The organism is Amycolatopsis halotolerans, assembly GCF_042647905.1.
GTDB classification, from domain to species: Bacteria; Actinomycetota; Actinomycetes; order Mycobacteriales; family Pseudonocardiaceae; genus Amycolatopsis; species Amycolatopsis halotolerans.
In genome coordinates, this window is sequence record NZ_JBHRWI010000076.1 from 72,703 (window position 1) to 84,456 (window position 11,754).

The 11,754-nt window shown below is 70.3% G+C and carries 12 protein-coding genes; 9 read left to right on the forward strand and 3 right to left on the reverse strand.

Translation table 11 applies throughout. From position 1 onward, the window contains the following. Nucleotides 1–69 precede the first annotated feature (69 nt). From ACFORO_RS44170 to ACFORO_RS44195, 6 genes are all read left to right on the forward strand, one after another. Nucleotides 70–1,113 (forward strand): LacI family DNA-binding transcriptional regulator, encoded by a 1,044-nt coding sequence (locus ACFORO_RS44170; protein ID WP_377872415.1) that lies wholly within the window; start codon nucleotides 70–72, stop codon nucleotides 1,111–1,113. A gap of 141 nt (nucleotides 1,114–1,254) precedes the next feature. Then, nucleotides 1,255–2,577, forward strand: a complete 1,323-nt coding sequence (locus tag ACFORO_RS44175) for an MFS transporter (protein ID WP_354744429.1) — start codon at nucleotides 1,255–1,257, stop codon at nucleotides 2,575–2,577. Nucleotides 2,578–2,593: 16 nt separating this feature from the next. After that, complete coding sequence (locus tag ACFORO_RS44180) at nucleotides 2,594–3,694, forward strand: extracellular solute-binding protein (RefSeq protein ID WP_377872416.1); 1,101 nt, start codon at nucleotides 2,594–2,596, stop codon at nucleotides 3,692–3,694. Further along, complete coding sequence (locus ACFORO_RS44185; protein WP_377872554.1) at nucleotides 3,684–5,219, forward strand: class I adenylate-forming enzyme family protein; 1,536 nt, start codon at nucleotides 3,684–3,686, stop codon at nucleotides 5,217–5,219. The genes ACFORO_RS44180 and ACFORO_RS44185 overlap by 11 nt, the downstream gene beginning before the upstream one ends. Then, nucleotides 5,216–6,403, forward strand: a complete 1,188-nt coding sequence (locus ACFORO_RS44190; RefSeq protein ID WP_377872418.1) for a CaiB/BaiF CoA transferase family protein — start codon at nucleotides 5,216–5,218, stop codon at nucleotides 6,401–6,403. The genes ACFORO_RS44185 and ACFORO_RS44190 overlap by 4 nt, the downstream gene beginning before the upstream one ends. Then, nucleotides 6,396–7,181: an enoyl-CoA hydratase/isomerase family protein gene (locus ACFORO_RS44195; RefSeq protein ID WP_377872419.1), complete on the forward strand. Its 786-nt coding sequence runs from the start codon at nucleotides 6,396–6,398 to the stop codon at nucleotides 7,179–7,181. The genes ACFORO_RS44190 and ACFORO_RS44195 overlap by 8 nt, the downstream gene beginning before the upstream one ends. A 14-nt stretch (nucleotides 7,182–7,195) precedes the next feature. On the opposite strand, the gene ACFORO_RS44200 is transcribed toward ACFORO_RS44195, so the two are convergent. Beyond that, nucleotides 7,196–8,044, reverse strand: a complete 849-nt coding sequence (locus ACFORO_RS44200) for an NmrA family NAD(P)-binding protein (RefSeq protein ID WP_377872420.1) — start codon at nucleotides 8,042–8,044, stop codon at nucleotides 7,196–7,198. 124 nt (nucleotides 8,045–8,168) lie between these two features. On the opposite strand from ACFORO_RS44200, the gene ACFORO_RS44205 reads away from it, so the two are divergent. From ACFORO_RS44205 to ACFORO_RS44215, 3 genes are all read left to right on the forward strand, one after another. Then, on the forward strand, nucleotides 8,169–9,158 hold the full coding sequence (locus tag ACFORO_RS44205) for an AraC family transcriptional regulator (RefSeq protein ID WP_377872422.1): 990 nt from the start codon (nucleotides 8,169–8,171) through the stop codon (nucleotides 9,156–9,158). Nucleotides 9,159–9,266: 108 nt separating this feature from the next. Beyond that, nucleotides 9,267–9,479, forward strand: coding sequence for a sigma factor-like helix-turn-helix DNA-binding protein (locus ACFORO_RS44210; protein ID WP_377872556.1), 213 nt, complete (start codon nucleotides 9,267–9,269; stop codon nucleotides 9,477–9,479). Continuing rightward, nucleotides 9,479–10,171, forward strand: a complete 693-nt coding sequence (locus ACFORO_RS44215) for a Clp protease N-terminal domain-containing protein (RefSeq protein ID WP_377872424.1) — start codon at nucleotides 9,479–9,481, stop codon at nucleotides 10,169–10,171. Before ACFORO_RS44210 ends, ACFORO_RS44215 begins: the two co-directional genes overlap by 1 nt. Before the next feature lie 314 nt (nucleotides 10,172–10,485). On the opposite strand, the gene ACFORO_RS44220 is transcribed toward ACFORO_RS44215, so the two are convergent. Together ACFORO_RS44220 and ACFORO_RS44225 are read right to left on the reverse strand one after the other, a co-directional pair. After that, on the reverse strand, nucleotides 10,486–11,286 hold the full coding sequence (locus ACFORO_RS44220) for a pentapeptide repeat-containing protein (protein WP_377872427.1): 801 nt from the start codon (nucleotides 11,284–11,286) through the stop codon (nucleotides 10,486–10,488). Nucleotides 11,287–11,332: 46 nt separating this feature from the next. Then, complete coding sequence (locus ACFORO_RS44225) at nucleotides 11,333–11,737, reverse strand: hypothetical protein (RefSeq protein ID WP_377872428.1); 405 nt, start codon at nucleotides 11,735–11,737, stop codon at nucleotides 11,333–11,335. Nucleotides 11,738–11,754: the final 17 nt, after the last annotated feature.

Sequence of the window (11,754 nt, forward strand, 5' to 3'; positions counted from 1 at the left end):
CCGCTGCTGACACTGCCTGGCCCTCGGCATAACAGCCGCGCTCCGCTACAAGGCAGTTACGATCCACAAGTGCCCACAATCAAGGATGTAGCGCGCCTGGCAGGCGTGACCCACGCTGTGGTTTCGCGCATCCTCAACGGCGACAAGGCGTTGCGGGTCCGGTCCGAGACCCGCGAGCGCGTGCTGGCGGCCGCCGCTGAGTTGGAATACATCCCGCATCACGCGGCGAAGGCGTTGCGCGCGTCTCGAGCCGGTGCGATCGGGCTGGCGGTGCACGACTTGAGCAATCCGGTGTACAGCGAGGTCATCAAGGGCGCGCAGGAGGCCATCAACCGGCATCGCTCAGTGCTCATGCTGGCCGACGCCGCCGAGCTTCACCGGGACGCGGCGACGTTCCGCCGGTTTGTCGCGAGCGATGCGATCGACGCCCTCCTGCTGCTGCCCGCGGGCGACGATTCCGACGCCGCGATCGCGCACTCCGCCGCCGCGCGCATCCCGACGGTTCTGGTCAACGAGCGATCCGCCGACTATCAAAGCGTGAGCGCCGACGAGCACACGGCCGGAATGCTCGCGGTGCGGCACCTGGCAGACCTGGGACACCGGGAGATCGGCCTGCTCCACCTGGACGGGGCGACGCAGCGCGGCGCGGACCGGGTCGACGGGCATGTCGCGGGGCTGCGGGAGCTGGGCCTCGAACTGGACGACCGCTGGGTCGGGGACGGCGGCCACGAGCCCGAGTCCGGACGGCGCGCACTGCTCCGGCTCGCGGAAAACGGGCCGCTGCCGTCGAGCATTGTCGTGCACAGCGTGCAGGCCGCGGTGGGCGCGCTGATCGCGGCGAGGGAACTCGGCATCGACGTGCCGGGGGAGTTGTCGATCGTCGGGTTCCACGACATGCCTTACGCCGCATACCTCGAACCGGCCCTGACTGTCGTCCGGATGGGGTTGCGCGAGATGGGCGCGGCCGCGGTCGAGACGGCGATGCGGCTGCTCGACGGCGAGACCGTGGACAAGCAGGTCAAGGTCACGGAGCCGGAGCCGCGGATCGTCGTGCGCGACTCCACGGCACCGCCGCGCGCGTCCAGTCAAAGAGGCGGTTCTCCCGCTCGTTGACGGCGGCCTCGGAGCCCCGTCATGCGTCACGAGGGTCCGAGGTTGTCTCTTTGCCAAGTTGGTAACACGTGTTACCGTCGCCTTGTTCGTGCTTCCCGGTGCGCTCGCCGGACCGTTCCCCCACGTCAAGGAAGACGCCTCATGCCGACCTCACCCAGCAGCAGACCGCGGATCGTCGCGGCCGCCGTCGCCGGAAACTTCGTCGAGTGGTACGACTTCGCGATCTACGGCTACTTCTCCGCCGTTCTGGCGAAGGTCTTCTTCCCGGAGAGCGAAGGGTTCGTGGGCCTGCTCGCGACCTTGGCGATCTTCGCGGCCGCCTTCGTCCTGCGGCCGGTGGGCGCGCTGGTGTTCGGGCACCTCGGGGACCGGCACGGCAGGCGCTGGGTCCTGTCCGTCGTGATCCTCATGATGGCGGTCGCCACCGCGTTGATCGGCGTCCTGCCCACCTACGACCAGATCGGGGCGCTGGCGCCGATCGCGCTCACCGTCCTCCGGCTCGTGCAGGGGTTCTCCGCGGGCGGCGAATTCGGGGGAGCGGCGTCGCTGCTGTTCGAGTCCGCCGACCGCCGCCGCAGAGGGTTGATGGGCTCGGCGCAACCCGCGAGCATCGTGGCCGCGCTGGCGGTTTCCGCCGGTCTGGGCACCGCGCTGACCTCGGCGATGAGCGAAGAGTTCCTGCACGGCTTCGGATGGCGCATCCCGTTCTTGCTCTCGCTGCCGCTCGGCCTCGCGGGGTGGTACATCCGGCGCCGGATCGACGAGTCGCCCGCCTTCACCGAGCTGCAGGCGACCGGCACGCTGGAGGAGGCTCCGATCAAGGAGGTCTTCCGCTCGAGCTGGCGCATGATCATCGCGGGCACCGCGGCGATCGTGTCGTGGACGGCGGGCGGTTACGTCACGCTCCAGTTCCTGCCGACGTTCTTCGAAGGCGTCCTGAAGCGGCCGATCAGCCAGGGCCTGACCGCGTCGCTGGTCGGCCTCAGCGCGTACGCGCTGTTCGTCGTCCTCGGCGGCTGGCTGTCCGACAAGTTCGCGCGCTGGAAGGTCATGCTGGCGGGCGCGGTCCTGCTCGCCGTCGTGGCGGTCCCCGGCTACCAGCTGCTCATCGCGGGATCGACCGTCGCGATCGGCGCCGCGGTGCTGTTGTTCGCCGCGTCGCTCGGCCTGGTCGCCGGCCCGACGCCCGCGCTCCTGGCGGAGCTCGCGCCGGGCAGCGTGCGGACCTCGTTCCTCAGCATCGTCTACGCGGTGGCGAACGCGGCGTTCGGCGGCGTCGCCCCGTACATCGTGGTGGCGCTCGTGTCGTCCACCGGGTCGCTCCTCGCTCCCGCGTACTACCTCGTCGTGCTGCAGGTCGTGGCGATCGCCGGCCTGGTCGCCGTCGGCATCCATCAGCGCAACCGGGCGCGCAATCCGGAGCCGCGGGCAGCGCGCCCGGCCAGCCCCGTCCATCACGACTGACAGGAGAACCCAGGCCATGACGCGCCTACGGGGGCTTACGTGGGATCACCCCCGCGCCATCGACCCTATCGTCCGCACGTCCGCGGAATACGAAGCCCGCACGGGCATATCCGTCGAGTGGACGGCGCGGTCGCTCGAGGAATTCGAGGACGTTCCGCTCGACGAACTGGCGGACGAGTTCGACCTTCTGGCGATCGACCATCCGCACGTCGGAGACGCCGCGCGCGCCGGTGCTCTCGCGCCGTTGCCGTTGGAGGTGCTCGAGAACCGGGCGACGGCCTACGTCGGGCCGAGCCTGCGGAGCTATGTGTGGGAGAACCGGCTGATGGCCCTGCCGGTCGACGCGGCCTGCATGGTGAGCGCGGCCAAGGCTGGGACCGACCTCCCGCGCACGTGGCCGGACGTCCTCGCGCAGTTGGCCGCGCTCGGGCCTGCCCGCGCTCTGCTCGCCGCGAATCCCACGCATCTGTGGGGCACTCTGCTGTCGATGTGCGAAGCCGTCCGTCCGGGCGACCTGCCCGGCTGGTGGGGCGACGACGGGCTGGATGCCGACACCGTGTCGGAGGCATTGGCATTGCTGCGCGAGGTGCTGGCGCTGCTGCCCGAGAGGTCGTTCGAGGCGAACCCGATCCAGGTGCTCGACGAACTCGCAGGCGCCGGGCCCGCGCTGTACACGCCGCTTGTCTTCGGCTATTGCACTTACGCCCGCGACCGGCGCGTCGTCTTCTCGGACGCGCCGGTCGCGGGTGGGCGGATGGCAACGGGGTCGCTCACCGGCGGGGTCGGCCTCGCCGTGTCAGCGCGGTCGGCCCAGCCGCAGGAGGCCGCGGACTTCGTCGTTTTCGCCACGTCCCCGGAGGTGCAGGCCGGGGTTTACCTGGCGGCAGGAGGTCAGCCCGCAGCGGCCCGTGCCTGGAGCGACCCGCTCGCCGGAGAGTTCTTCAGCGGAACGCTTTCGACCATGCAGCAGTCGTTCCTGCGCCCCCGGGTGCCGTCCTACCCGCGGTACCAGCGCGTGGCGGCATCTGCGCTGCACGACATGATCCGCGCGGGAGCCGATGACGCGCGGATCGTGGTGCGTCTCAACAACTTGTGGGCCGGTGCGCATGTGGGCTAGCCGCACGCTGCCGGAGATTCTCGAGCACACCTACGAGGCACACGGGGCCGCCCCCGCGCTGCTTCACGACGGACGCTGGCTCACGTTCGCCGAAACGGCCAGGCTCGCGCGAGGCATCCACGCCCTGCTCGTCGAGCACGGTGCCGCCGAAGGCGACCGCGTCGTCGTGCACCTCGAAAACGGCGTGACGACCCGGCTGCTCGATCAAGCCCTGCTCGGATTCGGCCTCGTTCGGGTCGCAGTCTCCGCGAGACTCCACGTCCGGGAGGTCGCGGCTATCTGCCTCGACGCAGAGGCGGCCGTCGTGTGCGCCGACCCCGGACAAGCCGACCTGCTGCGAGCCGCACTGCACGACGCTGGTGCCCGCACCGTCGTCGTCGGCCTGAATGCTGACTGTCTGCCGTCCCTTGACGACGGGCAGACGACAGCACCGGTGCGCCCGCAAGATGACGACGTCGCAATGCTCATGTACAGCTCCGGCACGACCGGCGCGCCGAAGGCGGCTGTGGTCACGCAAGGTGCCTGGGTTGCGCGAACCCGACACTCGCTCGCGTGTCTGCCTCCCGTGACGGAGGCGGACACGGTGGTCCTCGCGGCCCCGGCGGCCCATTTCGCCGGGTCGGTCGCGCTCGACTGCTTCATCCAGGGCGCCCGGACGGTGATCGAGCGGCGATTCGACGCCGGAGCCGTCCTCGACCTAGTCGACCGGTACGACGGAACGATCGTGCCGCTGGTGCCGGTTCTGCTGGCACGCCTCGTCGAAGCAGCGGAGGAACGGCCCGCGAGCGGACGGAACCTCCGCTGCCTCCCGTACGGCGGCTCGTCCGTGAGCACCGACGTGCTGGTCCGCGCGTCCCGTCGATTCCCGGGCGTGCTCACCCAGTTCTACGGGCTCGCCGAAGCCCTCGCACCGCTTTCCGTGCTGACACCGGCCGACCACGACGAATCCGCCGCCGTCGGCTCAGACTCGAGCCGCCTCACGTCAGCAGGCAGGTTCGTCGACGGCGTCGAGCACCGCGTCGACGACGGCGTCCTCGCGGTGCGGGGCAGCGTCGTCATGCCGGGCTACTGGCGGCGACCCGACCTCGACGCGAAGGTGCTGTCCGACGGCTGGTTCGCCACCGGCGACCTGGCTCGTGTCGACGATGACAGCTATCTGCACCTGACTGGGCGCAGCTCGGACGTCATCGTCTCCGGCGGGTACAACATCCAGCCGCGGGAAGTGGAACAGGTCATCGAGCGGGTCCCCGGGGTGGCCGACGTCGCGGTGGCAGGCGTGCCGGATCCCCAGTGGGGCGAGGCGGTGCACGCGTTCGTGGTCGTCGACGACGATGCCCTGCGCGACCCCGAAACCCTGGCGACGACCCTGCGCGACGCATGCGCGGGCGCCATCGCCTCGTACAAGAAGCCGCGGCACGTCCACGTGCGAAACAGCTTGCCGCGCAACCACTACGGCAAAGTCGACCGACGGGCCCTGCGGGATTCCGTCGCGCCCGAGCCGCCGACGAAGGAGGCAGTCGCATGACCCAGGCGCTCGAAGGGATCCGCATCCTCGACTTCACGCAGATGATGCTCGGCCCGTACGGGACGCAGATGCTCGCCGACCTCGGCGCGGACGTCATCAAGGTGGAGGGCCCCGAGGGGGAGTGGGAACGCTCGCTGGAGATGATGGGCGGCCTGGTCGCCGGGGAATCGGCCGCGTATCTCGCGATGAACCGCAACAAGCGGTCGCTCGCATTGGATCTCAAGGACCCGGCCGCGCGGGACGCGCTGCTGCGCCTCGCCGCGACGTGCGATGTCGTGGTCGAGAACTTCCGCCCGGGAGTCATGGACAAACTGGGACTGGGCTACGACGACATCCGCGCGGTGCGGCCCGACGTCGTCTACTGCTCCGGGTCGGGCTGGGGGCAGGACACGCCGTTCGCCCGCGAGCGCCGTCCCGGACAGGACCTCCTCATCCAGGCGATGTCGGGACTGGCAGCAGCGACCGGTCGACGCGGCGACCCGCCGACACCCGCCGGGACGGCGATCGTCGACCACGCCACCGCGCTGACTCTCGCGAACGGGATCCTCGCGGCTCTCGTCGCGCGGGAACGGCACGGAATCGGGCAGCGCGTCGAAGTGGACCTCTACTCGACCGCCATCGCCATGCAGTGCCAGGAGATCTCCGCTTTCCTCAACCAAGACGGCAGCTACGAGCGGTCCGAGGAAGGCATCGGCCAGGCGTGGCTGTCGGCTCCGTTCGGCGTCTACGCGGCAAAGGACGGCTGGATCGCTCTGGCGATGGCCCCGCTGGAGGTCGTCGCGGACGTAGTCGGCGACCCGTCGCTCGCCGATCTCGACCCCTGGGCGGATCGGGACGAGGTCAAGCGTCGCCTGGAGTCGCTCGTGCGCCGGGAGCCCGTGGCACATTGGGTCCAGACTCTGGGTGCCGCAGGACTTTGGGCAGCGCGCGTGCGGACCACCGAAGAGGCCGTCGCCGAGCTGCGGGAGCAGGATTCGGGCCTCCTGATCACCACCGAAGGCCCCGACGGATCCCCGATCTCGCTGATCGGATGCCCCGTCACCCTCAGCGAGACGCCCTGGCAGCTCCGCTCGGCCCCGCCGCGGGCAGGTGAGCACACCGCGGAGGTGCTGCGCGAGGTGCTCACCGACGAAGAGATTGCCCGCTTCACGACTCCCGCGGTGAGGAGTGCCGCCCATGACTGACGTCCACCCCAACCTGGTCGTGCGCGACGAGGGCGCGGTCCGGATCCTGCGGATCGAGCGCGAGGACAAGCTCGGTGCCTTCTCCGGTTCGCTGATCACCGCTCTGGGGAACGAGATCGCGGCCCTGCGCAACGCCGATGCCGTGCGTGCCGTCATCCTCACTGGCACGGGCCGGGGCTTCGTGGCCGGTGCGGACATCGGCGAGTACGGCACTTCCTCGCGAGCCGAATTCGAGGCGTACCAACGACGTTCGCGGGTGGTCTTCGACGCGCTCAGCGCACTGCCGCAACCGACCGTCGCGGCAGTCAACGGCTACGCATTCGGCGGCGGCTTCGAAATCGCCCTCTGCTGCGACGTCATCCTCTGCGCGGAAACCGCCCGCTTCGGCCTGCCGGAAATCAAGCTCGGCCTCATCCCCGGCGGAGGCGGTCCGCAGCGACTGGCCCGCCAGGTCGGCCCGAGGTGGACGAAGGAGCTGGTCCTGACCGGACGCACCGTTTACCCCGACGAGGCGCTCGCGCGCGGGGTCGTCGCGAAGGTCGTCGCCCCGGACCGGTTGCCCGCCGAGGCGCTGGAACTGGCCACGACGCTCGCTCTCCTGCCCGCCAAGGCCGCCCGCGCGGCGAAGCGACGCATCGACGAGGGAGTGGAGCAAGATCTGGAGACCGCGCTCACCGACGATCAAGCGGCGCTGGGCAGGTTGTTCGACACGCCGGATGCGAAGGAGGGCATCGACGCGTTCATCCAGAAACGCCCGCCCGCGTTCGGACGTCTCTGACGCCGCCGGGCTGATCACCGCCACAGGCCTGCGGCGGCGCGGGCGTAGTCGGCGAAGGAGACCGGCGGCCGGCCGGTGATCCGCTGGACGTCGTCGGTCACGTCGGCGGCACAGTCGTTGCGGATGCCTTCGTACATGGCGGCGTAGAAGTCGGCGACCTGACCGGGGGTGCCCCCGCCGCGCAGGGCTTCGCGGAACTCGGCCGGGTCCGTCGCTTGGTACCGCACCGGTCTTCCCGCGGCGTCGCCCACGATCGCGGCCATGTCCGAAAAGGACAGTGAATGGGGTCCGGTCAGGGAGCAGGTCTGGTGCTGATGCCCGCCCTGGGTCAGCGCGGCCGCGGCGACGGCGGCGATGTCCTCGACCGAGATCGGCGCCACCCGGCCGTCGCCCGCGGGAACCGAGACCACACCGGTACGGATTCCCTGCAGGATCGCAGGGTGTTCGGAGAAATTCTCCGCGAAGACGTTGGGACGCAATATCGTCGCGGGCACCGGCCCCGTTTCGAGGAATCGCTCGACTCCGTGCGCCGCGAATCCGCCGCCGGACAGATGCGCGGTCATGTTCGACAGATGGACGACCCGGCGAACCCCGGCGGCCTTGGCGTGGTCAAGCAGCGCCGCGACCTCTGCCGTGGGGTCGGGGCTGATCGGGAACCACTGGTAGATCGCGTCCACGCCGTCCAGCGCGGGCGGGTAGGTCGCCGGGTCGTCCCAGTCGAGGCGGACCGGCGTCACCGAACCCTCCGCGCTCCCCGGGGTCCGGCTCGCCGCCCGGATCGTGTGCCCCTGCTCGGCCAGCAAGGACACCACGCGGCGTCCGGTGCGTCCGGTCGCGCCGAGGACAAGAACTGTGGCGGGCACGCGTTCCTCGCAAGGTAGGGTCGAAACGGTAACGACATCACCGTATGAATGGGTCATCGACGCGCGCCATGACAGTTCTCGACAGATTCATGTCCGATCGGCGCCGTGCCGGAGCGAATCGGGTATGACGGTGAAGGCGGTCGGCCGTGAGCGCGACCATGTGGCCGAGGTCGTGGGCGACATCGTCGCCGCACTCCGGCGCGGCGGCGTCGTCTACGGCAGGGCGCTGCTGCACGCTCCCTGGGGCATCGCGTTCGAGTCGCGCTCGATCGCCACCATCTACGTCGTGATCGCCGGTTCCTGCGTGCTCGTCCCCGACGGCGGACAACCGCTGCATCTCGCGCAGGGAGACGTCGCGTTGCTGCCGTCCGGCGCCGGGCACGTCGCCGCCGACACCCCAGGCCGACCCGCACGCACCGTACGAGAGCTGTTCGGCGCCGACCTGGAGGAGCTGTCAGCCACCGACCTCGTCATCGAGGGAGACGGCCCCGAGACCGTTCTGGTCTGCGGCGCGTACCTGCTCGAACCGGCACCGCAGCACCCGTTCATCGCCTCGCTGCCCGACGTCGTGCACGTCACGGCGAGCCAAATGCGCGGCACCTGCCTCGCCGCCGCCGTCCACTTGCTCACCACCGAGGTCGACCAGGCCGGCCGCGGCACGCCCGCCGTGGTGGCCTCGCTGCTCGACCTGCTGTTCACCTACACCCTGAGGTCCTGGTTTCTCGGCCAGCCCGACCAACTGGTCGGGTGGGCGCACGCGCTCCACGACCCCGCGGTGGGCCCCGCGCTCGCGCTCCTGCACGACGACCCCGGCAAACCCTGGACTGTGGAGGCACTCGCACACGCCGTCGGCGTCCCGCGAGCCCGGTTCAGCCGCCGATTCGCCTCGACGACCGGTCACGCCCCCATGGAGTACCTCGGAATCTGGCGGATGACCGTGGCCGCCCGCCTGCTGCGCGAGGGGCAAGCGCCTCTGCGGCAGATCGCGCGGAAGGTGGGGTACGACTCGGAATTCGCGTTCGCGCGCGCTTTCAAACGGGTCGTGGGGCACGCTCCTGGTCGCTATCGCGCGATGCACCGTCGCAATGAGGGCGCGGCTGATCCGCGGCAATGACTCGTGGCCCAGCTGACCCGGCTCCGACGTCCGGGAAGGCAGCTTCGATTCCTGCCGGAGCGCGATTGCCACCCGGACGATCGTCAGCATATGCTGACGGCCATGTCGATGATTGCCGATCTCGACCGGGCCGTTCGCGGAGCCGACCCCGATGCGGGATTGCGGGCTGTGGCCCGGCTTCGCACGCTGGTCGAGCAGTTGGAGGCCGAGCAGGTGGCGGCGGCGCGGCGGAACGGATGGTCGTGGCGGGACATCGCTGTCCGCCTCGGTGTCACCAAGCAGACCGTGCACCGCAAGCACCACCGCGCCGAGGGGGCCTGATGTTCCGAGGAGATCACCCTGAGCTGAGCCAGGTGGTGCGCCAGGCGATCACGCTGGCGCGCGGCTTCGGACATCCGCGCACAGGCAGTGAACATCTTCTGCTGGCCCTCGCCGCGGGCAGTTCCGTCGCCGCAGTACTGGCCAGCCACGGAGCGACCGGTGAGGCGATCCGCCGGGCCGTTCTTCTGGCTGCTCCGGCGGGCGCTGGCGCGGCCGCGGACCGAACTGTCCTGGCGCCGCTCGGGATCGATCTCCAGGGCCTGGCCGGGTCAGCACTCGACCGCCCGCCTGTCCGCGAACCGTTGCTGCCTCTTGGAACGACGGAAGCACGCCGACGATGCGCCCGGCAACAACCTCCGCTCGGATTGGACGCGCAAGCGGCGTACGAGGCGTCGTTGCGGCTCGCCCTCGCCCGCCGGGAACGGGAGCACCGGACCGAACACCTGGCCTTCGTGCTGGTCGCGCTTGATCCCGGCACGTCGTGGGTCTTCGACGTCGCAGGCGTCGATCAACGGGCCCTGCTCGCCGGCCTCGCCGCGGCCTTCCCCATCCCGCAGCGCAATCCGGTGCTGCGAGCCGAAAGACGGCTCGGGTGCCGCTTCCGTCATCGCGACCTCGTGCGGCGCTACCAGCGCACGACAGGACGCACAGTCTCCGCGGGGGACGCCGTCGCCGCACTCATCGTCGCCTGATCTCCGTCCTCATCGGACGGTCCTCGCGCGGGGTTCGGTGCCACGGCGCGCGACTCCGACCCGGTTGAAGCCGCGGAAGTCCCGCTCCGCCCTGCGGCAATCCGTAAGGGTTGAACTGCACTGAACCATTACCGCACCATGACGGCATGGAAGAAAACCGTTGCCCCCGTTGCGGCTGGCCCCTGGCCGAGCTGCCCGCCTCCGCTGTCGTTCCCGCGTCGGCGGCCAGCCGGACCGAGTACGTGCGTTGTGTGTGCGGCAGCTGGATCGCCCGGCTCGGCGGGGTTGTCGTGGGATCTACCCGGCCGCGCTGACTACCAGTGTTCGGGGCGGGCCAGCCGTGAAGGCAGCTTGGTCGCAGCGTCGCCGCGGGCGGCGTTGACTTGGGACTGGGTAAGGAAAAGGCTGTCGGTGAAGTCGGCGCCGCGGATGTCGGCGTCGCGCAGATCCGCACCGATGAGGTCGGCGCGGCGCAGGTCCGCGCCCCGGAGATTGGCGGCGATCAGGTACGCGCCGCGCAGGTTCGTGCTGCGAAGGTCCGCTCCGGCCAGTTTCGCGCCGATCAGATCGGCCCCGCGACGGTCCTTCTTGCGTCCGGCGCCGGCGCGGACCAGTTCGCTGGTGCGCGCCAGCAGCGGGTTCACCTGGGCCCGGCGTGCGTCGACGTCGATCGCCAGCACTGCGTCCGCCTGTCCGGCGGTCGTCTGCTCGATCTCGGCGATCGCCGCGTCCAATTCGGCGTGGATCTCGCGGGTGGCGGCCAGCGAGCGCGCCTCGGTGAGATACCAGAGCAGCTCGTGCAGGTGCCGCATCACGGGCAGCGCGGCGAACATCTGCTTGCGGGTTTCGGGAGCTTCGCGCCAGCTGCGGCCGCTGAAGGTCACCTGCGACACTTGCTGTCCGGCACCGAAGCAGTCGTACCCGGTGCAGCCCGCGAAACCCTTGGGGCGCAATTGATCGTGGATGCCGCACCGGAAGTCGTGCCGCAGGTTCGGGCACGGGTCGCCGGCGCGCTTGTCGATGGCGAAATCGGCGGATTTGGTGAAAGTGAGCGCGACGCAGCAGAGCGCGAAACAGCTCCCGCAGTCGGCGGTCAGGATACGGCGGTCGGACAAGGTCTCTCCAGCGAAGGCGGGCGAACCTGTCCAGCGTAGCCGCCGCTCAACTCCCGGCGACGACCACGACGCGTCGGCGGCGCGTGCGCATCGCCAGGGCTGCGAGCACGAACACCTGAAGCTCCGGTTCTACGCCGGGCAGGTCAGCCGAGCTGGCGGAGACGGTCCCGGCCTCGTCGACCCGAGCGTGGTCGCGGCGGCCGGTCCGCCGGAAGCGCAGCACCTCGTCGCCGCTCTCGACGCTCCAGTTTCGCGCGCCCGGGCGGCGAGTGCTGGCGAGCACCGACCCGTCGGCCGCCAGCAACTGGTAGGTGCCGAGCCGACGGCGGATCCGGTAGCCGGTGCCGTCCAGCCGAAACTGTCCTCCGGACCGGCCTTCGACCACGGTGAGCGGGCGGTTGTCGCTGGTGATCTCGTATTTCGTCAGGCCCGATTTGGCTATGTGCAACATGGAGCCACTCCACCATC